The sequence below is a fragment of the Microbacterium sp. NPDC064584 genome (assembly GCF_040687315.1).
GTDB lineage: Bacteria > Actinomycetota > Actinomycetes > Actinomycetales > Microbacteriaceae > Microbacterium > Microbacterium lacus.
Window position 1 is genome coordinate 88,855 of the sequence record NZ_JBFBMZ010000009.1, and the last position, 14,224, is coordinate 103,078.

Genomic DNA, 14,224 nt, shown 5'->3' on the forward strand with positions numbered 1-14,224 from the left:
CCGTTCAGGCTGCGCGGGTCGACCGGCCCGCGCGCGTGCCGCGCTCGGCCCCGAGCCCGACGCCCAGCAGCACGATGGCGCTGGCCAGGTGCAGGAAGTGGTCGAACGTGTTCAGCGCGAGGATGTTCAACGCCGTGCCGACCAGGAAGAACCCGACGATGCCGAGCAGCAGATAGGCCGCACCGATCGTGATGTTCACGCCCTTCGCAGCGCGCGCCGACGTGAGCCCTGCGATCAGCAGCGCGGCGCCGATGAGCAGGTGGGCGACGTTGTGCAGCGGGTTCACCATGAAGATGCCCAGCAGCAGGCATCCTTCGGTGGCGAGGAAGCCGACGCCGCCGGTGACGGCGAAGCCGAGCAGCCCGACGAGGATGTACACCGCTCCGAAGATGGTCGCGATGAGGCGGTTGGGTGACGAACGCATGAGGACCTCCTGTGTGGTGCGCGGCGTTCGTGCCGCGCTCAGAGGGTGTTCGGAGGCGCGTGCGGATCGGTTTGCCGCACCGCAGAAATCCCCTCGGACCAGCGCAGATGCGCCCCTATGATGAGCGGCATGAACCTCGCCTCCCTCTCCCGGCTCACCGAAGTCACGCCGATCAGTACGAACGTGAACGACGCCCTGTTCAACGTCACGACGGGCATCCTCACGTTCCTCTGGTACGTCCTGATCGCGATCGCGATGTGGATGGTCTTCAAGAAAGCCGGCTGGCCCGGCATCCTCGCCCTGATCCCCATCGTCAACATCGTGATCCTGGTCAAGATCGCCGGCTACTCAGGGTGGATGTCGCTGCTCTACCTCATCCCGATCGTCAACATCGTGTTCTCGATCATCGTCGCCATCAAGGTGGGCGCCGCATTCGGCAAGGGCGGTGCCTGGTCGTTCTTCCTGCTGTGGCTCATCTCCTTCATCGGCTTCTTCATCCTCGGTTTCGGCGACGCCAAGTACACCAAGCCCGTCCGCGCCTGAGCGGATACGGAAAAGGCCCGAGGCGATCGCCTCGGGCCATTCTCGTGCGGATGCCGCAGCTCAGCCGCGGGTGCCGCTGTGCTGCGCGCGACGCGAGCCGGTCGGTCGCGACGCGCGCGGAGTGAAGTTGTTCTGCGCGGGCTGGCCGGTTCCGGTCGAGTAGACAGGGCGGGCCTGGCCGGCTCCGGATGCCGCCCGGCCGGCGCCCTGCGCCGAACCGGTGCCCTTGCCACGACCTGCGGATGCCGCACGGCCCGAACCGGCGGCGTTGCCGCCACGGCCCGAACCGCCGGCGTTGCCGCGACCGCGACCCTGGCCTGAGCGCTCGCCGCGCTCCGCCGGGCGGCCGGACTGACCGGTGCCACGAGCCTGGCCCGTGCGGGGCTTGGCGGCCCGCTGGGGCTGGGCCTGCACGGGGGCGGGCGTGACGTACTCGGCGCGCTCGCCGACGAGCTCGACGATCGGAGCAGACTCTGCGCCCACCTGCTCGAGCGGCGCGGTGATGCCCGCCTTGCGCAGGAGGTCGTTCACGTCCCGACGCTGCGAGGGGATCGTCACGGTCACCACGGTGCCTGCGGCACCCGCGCGCGCCGTGCGGCCCGAGCGGTGCAGGTACGCCTTGTGCTCCATCGGCGGGTCCACGTGCACGACGAGTTCGACCTCGTCCACGTGCACGCCGCGCGCGGCGACGTCGGTCGCGACGAGGACGCGGACGCCGCCCTTCGAGGGCTCGGCGCCGAACGCTGCGAGGTTGCGCTCGCGCGCCGCCTGCGACAGGTTGCCGTGCAGGTCCACCGACGGGATGCCGGCTGCGGTGAGCACCTTCGCGAGCTTCTTGGCCTGGTGCTTCGTGCGGGTGAAGAGGATGCGGCGCCCACGACCGGAGGCGAGGTGCTTGACCAGGTCGGACTTCTCCTCGTCGGCGACGAGGAAGACGCGGTGGGTCATCTCGCCCTGGGGGACGCTCTGGTCGTCGATCTCGTGGCGGACCTCGTCGCGGAGGAATTTGCGCACGAGGCCGTCGACCCCGCGGTCCAGGGTCGCGCTGAACAGCATCCGCTGACCGCCCTGGGGCGTTGCGGCGAGGATGCGCGTGACGCCGGGGAGGAAGCCGAGGTCGGCCATGTGGTCGGCCTCGTCCAGCACGGTGATCTCGACGCGGTCCAGGCGCACGACACCCTGCTTCATGAGGTCTTCCAGGCGGCCGGGACACGCCACGACGATGTCGACGCCGGTGCGCAGTGCGGCCTCCTGCGGCTTCTGGCTGACCCCGCCGAACACGGTCGTGACGGTCAGACCGGATGCCGCGGCGAGCGGCTGGATCGTCGCGGCGATCTGCGTCGCGAGCTCACGGGTGGGAGCGAGGACCAGTCCGCGCGGGCGGCCGGACGTGCGGGCGGCGGCGAAGGCGCCCGACAGGCGCGCGACGAGGGGCAGCGCGAACGCGATCGTCTTGCCGCTGCCGGTGCGGCCGCGGCCGAGCACGTCGCGGCCGGCGAGCGAGTCGGGGAGCGTGTCGCGCTGGATGGGGAAGGCTTCGGTCTTGCCTTCGCGGGCGAGGGAGTCTGCCAGCGGCGCGGGCACGCCGAGGTCGAGGAAAGTAGGCATGGGGATGCTTTCGGGATGACGCGCCGATGAGGGGCGCTGAGAGGGCGACGGCGCGGGTTCGCGCATCGGTTCGCCGTATGAAATGAGCCGCGGCATGAGAGCCGCGAAGCGTGACAACGACGCTGGGCGGAGGATCCGCCGTGTTCACGCTAGCACGAGCGGCAGGGGGGAGCCTGTGAGGGCGAGACTGGGTATCTGCCCCGCAGGTGATGAGACTGCTATCACATTCCGGCGCCCGCATAAACCGGCGCGTACTGTGAGGTGAAAGCGATCGGCACCCGTCTTTCGCCTCCGCCCGTTCCGCCCCCGCGGGATCCCCCGAATAGGCAGGTGTCGCAAATCACTACACTCACCGCACCCGAGTCCACGATGGGCCGCGTCCGTCAGACGTACGCACGCAAGGAGAGCTTCCCGCCCATCACCCAGGCCTACACGAAGGTGTCCCAGGTGGTGCGTGAGACAGGTCTGCTGGAGCGGACCCCGTGGTTCTACATCCTGGTCGCGACCGCGATCACGCTCGGCTTCGCGGGAGCGATCACCGGTTTCGTCCTCCTGGGTGACAGCTGGTTCCAGCTTCTGATCGCCGCGGCGCTCGGCATCCTGTTCACGCAGGTCGCGTTCCTCTCCCACGAAGCGGCCCACCGCACGATCCTCAAGTCCGGCCGTGCGAACGACATGCTGGGCCTCATCATCGGCAACGGCATCGTGGGGATGAGCCGCGACTGGTGGGGCTCGAAGCACACCCGGCACCACGCGAACCCGAACCGTGTCAGCAAGGACCCCGACATCGAGGTCGACACGATCCGCTTCCTGGAGGTCGACGCCGAGAAGGTCAGCGGGCCGATGAGCCTCATCACACGTCACCAGGGCTGGCTGTTCTTCCCGCTCCTCACGCTCGAGGGGCTGAACCTGCACTTCCTCGCGTTCCGTCACGTCCTGAACTTCCGCCACGAGGTCAAGGACCGCTGGCTCGAGATCGGTCTGCTCACGCTGCGCTTCGCGCTCGTCCTCACCCCCGTCTTCCTCTTCCTGCCGCTGGGCATGGCGTTCGCCTTCATCGGCGTCCAGATGGCCGTCTTCGGCATCTACATGGGTGCGGCGTTCGCTCCGAACCACAAGGGCATGCCGATCATCGATGCCGACGCGAAGCTCGACTTCTTCACGAAGCAGGTCCGCACGTCCCGCAACATCTCCGGCGGATGGTGGGCCACGTGGCTCATGGGCGGGCTCAACTACCAGATCGAGCACCACCTGTTCCCGAGCATGCCGCGTCCGCACCTCGCCCAGGCGCGCGAGATCGTGATCGAGCACTGCAAGACGCTGGGCGTTCCGTACACCGAGACGACGCTCATCAAGTCCTACGGCATCGTCATCCGGTACCTGAACGACGTCGGCCTCGCCGCCCGCGATCCGTTCGAGTGCGGCATCGTCGCGAAGTTCCGCAACAAGGGATCCCTGACGAGCTGATCGTCACCGTCTCTCGACGCCGGTCGTCTCTGCTCCTGCAGCGAGGCGACCGGCGTCGTCGTGTGCGGCGGCTCCGCGCTGGGCGCGCCCCCGCCGGGCGCGGACGGTACCCTCGAGAGCAGGGGAGGTGCGCGCATGGGGAAGACCGCGGATTCCGTCGCCGAAGGCGTCTCGATCGCGTCCGCGGCAGCGCGTCTGAGCGTGCGCAACCACATCCTCGTCGCCACGATCGCGAACGACGAGACGTTCGACCTCGCCCAGATCTCGCCGTTCGCGAGGGAGACTCTCCTCTCCCTCGCGAAGGAGCAGGAGGACGCGGCAGCGCTCGCACGCACGCAGCGCAAGCGTGCGTGGGGCAAGTTCACCGACTCCGACGGCACGCACGACTACCGGGACCGCGACATGCGCAACCTGCGCAAGCGTGAGCGTCAGTACCGCGGTGTGGCCAAGGAGCTGCGCGCCCGGGCGGACGACGCGAACGCGGTGCGCGAGCTCGTCGAGGAAGCGCGGGACGCGGCGTGGGGCGACGTCGAGGCCAACCTGCAGCGCCGGTTGAAGGTGGAGGGGATGCGCCCGGACGTCGACCCCGACTACGAGATGATGCGCGGTGCGCGGATGCAGGCGCTCCGGCTCGTGGACCTGCCGCGGCTCTCCGCGCACCGGCGCACGCTGGCGCGCAGCGAGAATGCGGGCGCTGACCCTGCGGAAGAGGTCCCTGCGGAGTAGGGTCGCCCGCATGCCGGAGCATCCGCTGAGGTTCGCGTCCGATCACCCGCTCGTGCAACGGGTGCGGGGATTGTGCATGCGGTATCCCGAGGCCGCGGAGGTGATCGCCCACGGCCGCTTCACCTTTCGCGCCGGCAAGCCGCAGTTCGCGATCGTCGGCGCGGCGCACGAACCCGACGGCGCTGTCGAGTTCCTCCCCGACCCGCTCGAGCGCGAAGCCCTTCTCGAACGCGACGACGTGTTCGTGCCGCCGTATGAGGGCGCGTACGGATGGCTCGCGATCCGCGTGGACGCGGCATCCGGCGACTGGGGCTTGTTGGAAGAGCTGCTGGACACGTCGTATCGCCGGGTCGCGCTGGTCCGCCAGCTGCGGGCATTGGATGCCGCTCCCGTCGTGCCTGTGGCGGATTGAGCCCCGATTCGGCAGGAGCGGACGCGTGGGGTATTCTGGACGCTGGCCTGCTCGCGAGGGCGGCCATGCGCCCGTAGCTCAATGGATAGAGCATCTGACTACGGATCAGAAGGTTGGGAGTTCGAGTCTCTTCGGGCGCACACTGTGTTGAGACAGTGAGGGAACGGTCCGCTTCGGCGGGCCGTTTCTTGTCTGCCGCTGAAGAAACTGGCCAGAGCGGCTGTCAGAACGCGTCCGCCGACGAAAGTGGCGCTCGACCCACGCGGCGGTTCGGCAGACACTGGAGGCATGACGCCTCCCCTCTCCTTCTCGAAAGCCGAGAATTCCGGACACGATCACCACGGACGGGAGGCGTGACGGACATGGACGCGTTCAGCCCCGTCGACGTGCTCGCCGCCGACCTGCCTCTGGTCGAGGTGCCCCGCGAGCAGGTGACCTCCGGATCCCCGCGCACGGGTGTGCAGCCGGTACTCGACGTGTTCGGCGTCGAGATCGGCATCTGGGAGATGACCGAAGGCGGCATGCGCGACATCGAGATCGACGAGGTCTTCATCGTGCTGGAGGGGGAAGCGTCCGTGACGCTGCTGGTGGACGAGGTGGAGACGGAGCGGATCGACCTGCGACCCGGGTCCCTGTGCAGGCTGTCGGCCGGGTCCGCGACGCGCTGGGATGTGTCGCGTGCCCTCCGCAAGGTGTACGTCATCGAACGAGAGGCGAGCGACTCATGACCGCTGCGATCCCGCCCACCGCCTACGGGCACGAGCTGAAGACTCCGATCGACGCCGTCCGCAGTTCTCTCGCAGGCGCCCGCACGGTGCCGTTCTGGATCGACGATCTGGGCCCGACGCCGCAGCGCCCCGCGCTCGCCGGCCGCCACGAGACCGACCTCCTCGTAGTGGGTGGCGGATTCTGCGGCCTCTGGACGGCGCTCATCGCGAAGGAGCGTGATCCGCAGCGCTCGGTCACCATCATCGACGCTGTCCGGGTGGGGTGGGCGGCGAGCGCCCGCAACGGCGGGTTCGCAGAGGCGAGTCTGACGCACGGTGAGGAGAACGGCGAGCTGCACTTCGCCGACGAGATGGCCCTCATCCGCCGGCTCGAGAAGGACAACTTCGCCGCGTTCCGCGACACGATCAGCCGCTACGGGATCGACGCGGAGTGGGAGGAGACCGGAACCCTCACGGTCGCGACGGAGCCTCACCAAGTGCCGTGGCTGCGCGACGCGGCGGCGAGCGATGACGACCACGATGCTGTCTTCCTGGAGGGCGACGCCCTCCGCGCCCGCGGCGACTCACCGCTCTACCGCGCGGGTCTGTTCACCGAGGAGGGGGAGGCCTACGTGCACCCGGCCAAGCTCGCGCGCGGGCTCGCGGAGGCCGCCGAGCGCCTGGGCGTCCGGATCTTCGAGCGCACGCGCGCGAAGGATCTGCGCATCGATGCCTCCGGCCGCGTCGAGGTCACCACGAGCGAAGGCGTCGTCAGTGCCGAGCGCGTGGCGCTCGCCACGAACGTCTTTCCGTCGCTCCTGCCGAGTCTGCGCCTGTTCACCGTGCCGGTGTACGACTACGTCCTGATGACCGAGCCGCTCACCGACGAGCAGTTGCAGGCGATCGGATGGACCGAGCGGCACGGCATCACCGATTCGTCGCGGGAGTTCCACTACTACCGGAAGACCGCCGACAACCGGATCCTGTTCGGCGGGTACGACGCCGTCTACCACCGCGGGGGCAAAGTGCGGCCGGAGCAGGATCTGCGCCCCGAGACGTTCGAGCGTCTGGCCGATCACTTCTTCCTCACGTTCCCGCAATTGGCCGGCATCCGCTTCACCCACACGTGGGGCGGCGCGATCGACATGTCGACGCAGCTGGTCGCGTTCCACGGCGTCGCCCGCGGCGGTCGCGTCGCATACAGCGCGGGATACACGGGGCTCGGTGTGGTGGCGACCCGGTTCGGCGCGGAGGTGATGCTCGATCTCCTCGAGGGCCGGGACACCGAACGGACCGGGCTGAAGATGTCCCGGCGGCTCCCTATCCCGATCCCACCGGAGCCGTTCGCATACCCGCTCATCCAGATGATGCGCAACGCCGTGGCGGCCTCGGACCGCAACGGCGGCAAAGACGGGCTGCTGCTGAAGACGGCCGGGCTCTTCGGCGTCGGCTTCGACTCCTGAGACTCCATCTGCACGCCGAGACTATGGGGAATCCCCTCGGTCTCGGCGTGCAGATGCAGTCTCACGGTGACGCGGTGGGACGGAGCGGACCGCGCGCGTGGCCTAGTCTGGCGGCAGGAGATGTAAGGGGAGCGGCGTGCAAGCGATCGGCCATCTGCTCCCGATCGCCGTCGCCGTCGCCGTGAGCTCGGTGCCGATCCTCGTCGCGATGGTGCTCCTGCTCTCGCCGCAGCGCTCCCGCACCGCCCTTCCCTACCTGATCGGCTGGGTGGCCGGCATCGCGATCCTGCTTTCCGTCTGCGCGCTCATCGCGCACGCGCTGCCGGCGCGTTCGAGCGCGACCGAGCCCGATGTCTGGATCGGGGCCGGCGAGATCCTGGTGGGCCTTGCCCTCGTCGTGCTCGGCGTGCTGACCTTCCGGCGGCGCGGGCGGGCGAAGACCACGACGCTGCCGTTGGGTCTCGGGTCGGTGAGCCGGCTCGGAGCCTGGTCGTCGCTCGCGCTGGGCTTCGTGCTGAATCTCCGGCCGAAGGGTCTGCTGCTCGCGGTCGCGGGCGGACTCGTCCTCCGGGCCGACGCGGGATCGGTGCCGATGGCGATCGTCGCGGTGATCGTCTTCACCGTGATCGCCGCATCCACGGTCGCCACTCCGGTCATCGCCGTCACGGTTGCCCCGGGAAAGACGGAGCCGACTCTCGCTCGCGTGCAGGAATGGATGCTGAGCAACGGCGGCGTGCTGACGGCCGCGATCCTCGTCCTCATCGGCGTCGTGGTGTTCGGGATGGGACTCGTGCGGCTCTGACCCCGGACGATGCCGAGGTCAGAGCCGCACACGTCGCCTCAGAAGAGGCACCCTCCCGCGGCGAACGGAGTCGCGATGTCGTGCGAGACGTTCGCGCCGTCGACCGTCCCGCCGAGCGTGACGATCGCTGAGCCGGCAGGGATCGTCGGCTGCCTCGTGCTGAACGCCGCCGAGGTGCGCTTTCCGGCAGCGAGGCCCGCGACGGTCTTAGAGCCGTACGGGGTCGCGACCGTGACCGAGAGCGGGACCGTGCTCGTGTTCTCGATGCTGACGACCAACTGGGTCTTGCCGGCGACGCATCGCGTGACGGCGGAGGTCTGTGCCGTGAGCGGCGCGGGAGACACGAACGTCACCGTGTAGACCTTGGTCGATCCACTGGGCGCGGTGACCGTGATCCGCGCGACACCTTCCCCGTCCGCCGGCTGGAGGACCGAGACGGTCGCATCGCGGTCGACGCCGACGGCGCGAACTACGGGGAGCGTCTCGCCTGCCCACGTCACCTGGTACTCGACGCGATCACGGCCGAACCCGTCCAGCGGGATGCCGTCCGCCGTGATCTGGGCGAGGTCGGCGACATCGGCCGTGCCGGCCGAGGCCGCGAAGATCTCCACTTCGGAGACGATCATGTGAGTCGCGGGGTAGGCGGCCATCACCACGCGGATCTCGTCAGCTTGCGCCCCGCCGACCGGCACGTCGACGACGGGGGCCGAGCCGTCCGTCGGGGTCGGCACCGCGATGGTCGCCGTCGGGTTCCAGGAGCCGCTCGAGGACCGGTGCTCGACGCGGAGGGACTGCGCCCAGCTCGTGCTCGAGCCATCCTTGAAGAAGTGGATCTTCACGTGCTCGACCCGCTCCGCGCCGGCGAGCCGGAAGGTCAGGGTGTCCGAGGTGTTCTTCGTCCCGGAACGCCAGTTCGACCAGCCCTTGTCATTCGTGATGCCGTTCTTGGTCCTGTCGACACCGTACGAAGCGCTCTCGGTGAAGGTCGCCGTCGCGGTGGACGCGGGCGCGACGTTCTTCTCGGTCGGCGCCGTGAGGATCACCGACAGTGCGGCCTCGAGCGTGGTCGTGCCGCTCGTGGCGGCACCCGGAACCATCACCACCCCGGATGCCGCGAACGAGGCGTCGGTGAGCGCGCTCCAGTTCCACGTCACGGACAGATCGCGGGTCTGATCGCCGACGCGCACGGGCACCGAGGTCGGCGCGGCCGCACGCACACGGCTGAGGCTCGCGCCGGCGTACGTCGTGACGGAGACGGGTTCGGTCGCCCGGAACTCGCCGACGTTGACCGTGGCGATCGCCTCGAACGTCGCGCCGAACAGATCGGTTCCGGATCCGGACACCGTGCGGGTCCCGGCCGTGGACCAGTCCACACCACCGGTCGCCCACGACACGGCCGCCGCGCGCGTCACACCCCCCGCATACGTCAGGGGGATCGTCGACGGGAGCTGCGGAGCCTGACCGGTCGCCGTGGCGGTTCCGACGGGTGCGACGGCGGCGATCGCCGTGTCCGCGAGCCGCCACCGCTGGTTCGCTCCGTCGTTGGAGGTCCACAGGCCGACGCTCGCTCCGTCGGCCGTGCTCTGGCCGTTGACATCGAGGACCCGCTCGCCGGCGACGCTGAGCAGCGAGTACGTCGCGCCGTCGGACGTGGTGGAGATCCACTGCAGGGCGGGGTCCGCGGATGCCGCATCCGCGGACGCGGAGACGAGAGTGGTCCCGCCGCCTGCGACGCCGAGGAATCTGCCGTCGCCTGCCTGCAACGTGACCCGGTGCCGATCCGAGCCCTCACCGGAGATCGTGCGCACGGTCCAGGTCTGCGCGGACGCGGCAGCCGTCGTCGTCGCACCCGTGCGGATCGCGACCGCTGAGGCGTCGGCGGACAGCGCGCGATCACTCTGGACGCCGAAGAGCTGGTAGCGGTGGCCGTCGCGCAGTCCCGGAGCCTCGGCGGACACGCCGGAGACGCCGCTGACCACGAGGGTCGTGACGGACTTGGCCGGGACGGATACGACGGCCTTGCCCGCGGCATCCACTGCCACCGGTGCTCCGGCGACGAGGGCGTTGGCCGTGGGGTCCTCCGCGGGCGACTCGGTCGTGATGATCGGTGTGACGGTCGCGCCGGGGGCGATCGTGCCGAACTTCGAGAGGTCGATCGTGAGGTCGCGGGAGGTGGTTCCCGTGTTCACGTGCACGAGCGTCGCGCTGTCGCCGGTCGCGCTCACGGCCGCCGTGGTCTGCGTGTTCTCGGTCGGGATCAGGTGGTCACCCGGACGGATGTAGTGCGTGTAGTTGCGGATCGTGTTGAACTTCGCGTTCGTCAGCACCTTGCACGACGGGTCGGCGTCACCGTCGGCGAGACGTCGTAGCGAGTTCCCGTCGGCGTTGCAGTCGAAGTCGATGAAGACGCTGCCCCAGTTGAGGCGCTCGACCTTCTCCATGTTGTACAGGTCTTCGACCGGCTGCCACAGCACCCAGGCGGTCGGCTCCAGTTCGCGCAGATCGTCGGTGATGCGCGAGGCGATCCCGAGTCCGTTGTCGATGTTGGTCTGGTTGAACCCGACGCCCGACGTGTCCCAGTTGCCCTCGATCTCGCTCATCCACAGCGGCTTGTCGGAGCTCTTCGCGATATCGCGCACGACGGTGCGGCCCGAGGTCCCGTACGTGTGGACGTTCAGCTGCGAGACGGCACTCTTCGCCGCCGTGCTCCAGCCGTTCCAGTTCGTCGCGAAGATTCCGGGGTTGGTCTCGTCCATCGCCGAGATCCGCACGTCGGTGTCGGCATCCGCGAGCCGCTCCTGCAGCGCCGCGATCATCTGATCCTGTCGGGCCGGACCGATGTGAGCACCCTCCTGACGGCTCGCCGAGGTCGGCCAGCCGTCGGCTCCGATCTGCGTGGACCAGTAATTCGTGTTCGGCTCGTTGAAGGGATCGAGGGTGTCGAAGGAGATGTCGTACGTGTCCTCGAGGTGCTCGACGACGTTCACGAGGTACGACGCGAAGGCATCCATGTTCGCTGTCGGCAGCTGCTCGGAGGTCGCGCTGCCGATGCCTCCCGAGACGAAGCCGCTTTCGGTGAGGAAGTACGACGTCTGGGCGCCCGAGGCGATCTACAACGAAGCGACCGGGGAGTACTACGTGTACTGGTCCGCGCGGGATCGCCGCGAGAACAACACACCCGACTGGGCACTGCGGGTCTACCTCACCAAGACCCGGGACTTCGTGACGTTCACTCAGCCCGAGGTCTGGGCGTCGCTGAACGCTCAGGGCGACGCGCAGACCGGGCCGAACATCATCGACTCGACCATCGCGAAGGAAGGCGACACGTACTATCGCTTCTCCACATCCGACTGGTGGACGATCGTGGACACCGCGACGAGCCTGGACGGCCCCTGGACCACTGTGATCGCGCGCGACCAGGCCGGTTCCTACGGCTTGCGCGCGCGCATGGAGGGACACACCGTCTATCAGCTGCCTGATGGGCGCTGGGCGGTAATGGGTGATGACGGCGGGTACTACGGTCACATCGCGGACACCCTCGCGAGCCTGGACTTCACGCAGCTCAGCGTGGGATCGGGCGCGAATCAGTACTCCTTCGACCAGCGGTTCCGGCACGGCTCGGTGCTGCGTCTGTCCGCCGCCGAAGAGGAGCGCCTCCTCGCGGCGTACGGGGACGAGCCGGTGGATCCGGTCGATCCCGAAGAGCCGCAGGCAGGGCCCATCGCGGAGTACACCTTCGACGACGGGACGCTCGCGGACGCGGTCGGCGACAAGGACCTCACGGCCGCCGGTACGGCGGCGGTGGCGACGGATGCCGACAAGGGCAAGGCCCTGCGCCTGACCGGAGCGGCAGGCGGCTACGCGTCCTTCCCGACCGGGTTCTTCGACGGGCGCGACACGATGACCGTCTCGATGGACGTCAAGTCCGAGCTGACGAGCGGCAACTTCTTCACGTTCGCCCTCGGAAAGGACACCACGGATTACTACTTCCTGCGTGTGCGCGGCGGTGATGTGCGCAGCGCGATCACCCAGTCCTCGTGGCAGAGCGAGTCCGCGGTGACGGGATCGGTCTCTTCCGGACAGTGGCACCGCTACGACGTGGTGTTCGAGGGCGACTCGATGACCGTCTACGCCGACGGGGTCAAGCTCGGGGCGAACGACTCGCTGTCCGCGACGGTCGGCGACCTCGGAACGGGACTGCTCGGCTATCTCGGCCGCTCGTTCTACACCGGCGATCGGGCGTTCCAGGGATGGTTCGACAACGTGCGCGTCTACAACCGCGCGCTCTCGCAGGCCGAGGTGCTCGCCAACGCGGGCGTCGAGGACCAGCTGCTGGACGTGTCGCTGACTCAGCCGGAGAAGCTCAAGGTCGCGCCGTTCGTGGACGCGACTGAGCATCGCGTGGTGATTCCGGTCGTCAAGGGAACCGACGTGTCGGCACTGGCGCCCACCTTCGCCACGGTCGCCGGGGCGAGCGTCTCGCCCGCGAGCGGCACCACCGTGGATCTCAGCGACCCGGTGGAGTACACCCTGACCACCCCGTCCGGCGATGACGTGACGTGGACCTTCGAAGCGCGGGTCGTGAACAGCCCTGTCCTCGACGGGCTCTACGCGGACCCCAACATCGCGGTGTTCGGCGACACGTACTACATCTATGCCACGACCGACGGTTTCCCGGGCTGGGGCGGCAACGAGTTCTACGTCTGGAAGTCGAAGAACCTCGTGGACTGGGAACGTGCGGAGCAGCCTTTCCTGAAGCTCGACGGCGCGAACGGCAACGTGCCGTGGGCGACGGGGAACGCGTGGGCGCCGACGATCATCGAGCGCGCCGGGAAGTACTACTTCTACTTCTCGGGGCACAACGCGGCGCTGAACCGCAAGACGATCGGCGTCGCCGTGGCCGACAGCCCGGAGGGCCCCTTCGTCGCCCAGCCGACGGCGATGATTCTGAACAATGAGGCCGTCACTTCGGGGCAGGCGATCGACCCTGCGGCGTTCCACGACCCGGTGACCGGAAAGTGGTACCTCGGGTGGGGCAACGGCAGTCCGGTCCTGGCGGAACTCGCCGATGACATGGTCTCGATCAAGCCGGGGACATACCAGCGGATCAACGGGCTCACCGACTTCCGGGAAGGGGTGTTCTTCAACTACCGGAACGGTCTGTACCACCTGACGTACTCGATCGATGACACCGGCTCGGAGAACTATCGCGTGGGGTACGCGACGGCGACGAGCATGACGGGCCCGTGGACCTACCGCGGCGTGATCCTGCAGAAGGATCTCTCCCTCGGTATCAAGGGGCCGGCGCACAGCTCGATCATCAACGTGCCGGGAACGGACGATTGGTACATCGCCTACCACCGATTCGCCATCCCGGGAGGGGACGGCACACATCGTGAGACGACGATCGATCGGATCCGGTTCGGCGAGGACGGCCTGATCCAGCCCGTCGTCCCGACCCTCGAGAGCGTGGCGGCACAGGAGATCCGGCTCGGACCCGACGTGCAGGTGAGCACGACGGCGCGGTGCGTGAGCGGCAAGGTCACTCTCGTCGTGCAGGTGAAGAATCTCAGCGACGCACCCGTGACCGCGAATGCGAGAACGCCGTACGGCACGAAGGTCCTCTCCGGCATCCAGTCGGGTAAGAGCGCCTCGTGGGCGATCAGCACGCGTGCCGCCGCGGTACCCCCGGGCTCGGCATCCGTCTCCGCGACGTCGACGACGGGATCCTCTGCCGGCACGAAGGAGTTCACTGCCGCCTACGGCGCCTTCAGCTGCGGCTGATCCGCCCGGCGATCCCCACCCGCGAGCACCGGTCCCTCCCCCCAGGGGCCGGTGCTCGCTGCTGTGTGCGCTCCACCCGTCCCCGGTCCCCGACGATCGCCGCGGCCTCTCCCCCCGCCGTCGAGACAGGGGGCCACCGAACCCGAGCGGGCCGCGCCTCGTCTTGACGACATCCCCGGTCGCGGCGTCCCTCCAGGGATGTCGCCCGCGGCGGGCAGAGTGGGTCGGCGGCACGCGAGAGGGCCCCGGTGGACGAATCCACCGGGGCCCTCGGATGGCGTGCCTACA

The 14,224-nt window shown here is 68.8% G+C and carries 11 protein-coding genes and 1 tRNA gene; 9 read left to right on the plus strand and 3 right to left on the minus strand.

The window, feature by feature from the left end:
- Nucleotides 1–4: 4 nt before the first annotated feature.
- On the minus strand, nucleotides 5–424 hold the full coding sequence (locus AB0P18_RS13240; RefSeq protein WP_363360409.1) for a DUF4383 domain-containing protein: 420 nt from the start codon (nucleotides 422–424) through the stop codon (nucleotides 5–7).
- A 129-nt stretch (nucleotides 425–553) separates the two neighbouring features.
- Between AB0P18_RS13240 and AB0P18_RS13245 the strand changes: the two genes are divergently transcribed.
- On the plus strand, nucleotides 554–967 hold the full coding sequence (locus AB0P18_RS13245; protein WP_363360410.1) for a DUF5684 domain-containing protein: 414 nt from the start codon (nucleotides 554–556) through the stop codon (nucleotides 965–967).
- A gap of 60 nt (nucleotides 968–1,027) precedes the next feature.
- Here the strand turns inward: AB0P18_RS13245 and AB0P18_RS13250 are convergent, their stop codons facing one another.
- On the minus strand, nucleotides 1,028–2,575 hold the full coding sequence (locus tag AB0P18_RS13250; protein ID WP_363360411.1) for a DEAD/DEAH box helicase: 1,548 nt from the start codon (nucleotides 2,573–2,575) through the stop codon (nucleotides 1,028–1,030).
- A gap of 369 nt (nucleotides 2,576–2,944) precedes the next feature.
- Here AB0P18_RS13250 and AB0P18_RS13255 point away from each other — a divergent pair, with 369 nt between their 5' ends.
- The 7 genes from AB0P18_RS13255 to AB0P18_RS13285 all read left to right on the plus strand — a co-directional run bounded on the left by AB0P18_RS13255 (nucleotide 2,945) and on the right by AB0P18_RS13285 (nucleotide 8,152).
- On the plus strand, nucleotides 2,945–4,042 hold the full coding sequence (locus tag AB0P18_RS13255) for an acyl-CoA desaturase (RefSeq protein ID WP_344055882.1): 1,098 nt from the start codon (nucleotides 2,945–2,947) through the stop codon (nucleotides 4,040–4,042).
- Nucleotides 4,043–4,177: 135 nt separating this feature from the next.
- Entirely contained in the window at nucleotides 4,178–4,768 is a 591-nt protein-coding gene (locus AB0P18_RS13260; protein ID WP_363360412.1) for an asparagine synthase, read from the plus strand.
- Nucleotides 4,769–4,778: 10 nt separating this feature from the next.
- Entirely contained in the window at nucleotides 4,779–5,180 is a 402-nt protein-coding gene (locus AB0P18_RS13265) for an MmcQ/YjbR family DNA-binding protein (protein ID WP_363360413.1), read from the plus strand.
- Between the two features lie 67 nt (nucleotides 5,181–5,247).
- Nucleotides 5,248–5,320 (plus strand) — tRNA-Arg (locus tag AB0P18_RS13270).
- Between the two features lie 222 nt (nucleotides 5,321–5,542).
- A complete protein-coding gene (locus AB0P18_RS13275; RefSeq protein ID WP_363360414.1) occupies nucleotides 5,543–5,908 on the plus strand; it encodes a cupin domain-containing protein in 366 nt (121 codons plus the stop codon).
- Nucleotides 5,905–7,350, plus strand: a complete 1,446-nt coding sequence (locus AB0P18_RS13280; protein WP_363360415.1) for an FAD-dependent oxidoreductase — start codon at nucleotides 5,905–5,907, stop codon at nucleotides 7,348–7,350. The genes AB0P18_RS13275 and AB0P18_RS13280 overlap by 4 nt, the downstream gene beginning before the upstream one ends.
- Before the next feature lie 136 nt (nucleotides 7,351–7,486).
- On the plus strand, nucleotides 7,487–8,152 hold the full coding sequence (locus tag AB0P18_RS13285; RefSeq protein WP_363360416.1) for a GAP family protein: 666 nt from the start codon (nucleotides 7,487–7,489) through the stop codon (nucleotides 8,150–8,152).
- Between the two features lie 38 nt (nucleotides 8,153–8,190).
- Here AB0P18_RS13285 and AB0P18_RS13290 read toward each other — a convergent pair whose 3' ends face one another.
- On the minus strand, nucleotides 8,191–11,163 hold the full coding sequence (locus tag AB0P18_RS13290) for an RICIN domain-containing protein (RefSeq protein WP_363360417.1): 2,973 nt from the start codon (nucleotides 11,161–11,163) through the stop codon (nucleotides 8,191–8,193).
- Between AB0P18_RS13290 and AB0P18_RS13295 the strand changes: the two genes are divergently transcribed.
- A complete protein-coding gene (locus tag AB0P18_RS13295) occupies nucleotides 11,162–13,936 on the plus strand; it encodes a family 43 glycosylhydrolase (RefSeq protein WP_363360418.1) in 2,775 nt (924 codons plus the stop codon). The genes AB0P18_RS13290 and AB0P18_RS13295 overlap by 2 nt on opposite strands.
- Nucleotides 13,937–14,224: the final 288 nt, after the last annotated feature.

Coding starts and splice junctions, on each gene's coding strand:
- AB0P18_RS13245 (WP_363360410.1), top strand. CDS start 554: ATGAACCTCGCCTCCCTCTCCCGGCTCACCGAAGTCACGCCGATCAGT.
- AB0P18_RS13280 (WP_363360415.1), top strand. CDS start 5,905: ATGACCGCTGCGATCCCGCCCACCGCCTACGGGCACGAGCTGAAGACT.
- AB0P18_RS13265 (WP_363360413.1), top strand. CDS start 4,779: ATGCCGGAGCATCCGCTGAGGTTCGCGTCCGATCACCCGCTCGTGCAA.
- AB0P18_RS13295 (WP_363360418.1), top strand. CDS start 11,162: ATGTTCGCTGTCGGCAGCTGCTCGGAGGTCGCGCTGCCGATGCCTCCC.
- AB0P18_RS13290 (WP_363360417.1), bottom strand. CDS start 11,163: ATGGATGCCTTCGCGTCGTACCTCGTGAACGTCGTCGAGCACCTCGAG.
- AB0P18_RS13275 (WP_363360414.1), top strand. CDS start 5,543: ATGGACGCGTTCAGCCCCGTCGACGTGCTCGCCGCCGACCTGCCTCTG.
- AB0P18_RS13260 (WP_363360412.1), top strand. CDS start 4,178: ATGGGGAAGACCGCGGATTCCGTCGCCGAAGGCGTCTCGATCGCGTCC.
- AB0P18_RS13240 (WP_363360409.1), bottom strand. CDS start 424: ATGCGTTCGTCACCCAACCGCCTCATCGCGACCATCTTCGGAGCGGTG.
- AB0P18_RS13250 (WP_363360411.1), bottom strand. CDS start 2,575: ATGCCTACTTTCCTCGACCTCGGCGTGCCCGCGCCGCTGGCAGACTCC.
- AB0P18_RS13255 (WP_344055882.1), top strand. CDS start 2,945: ATGGGCCGCGTCCGTCAGACGTACGCACGCAAGGAGAGCTTCCCGCCC.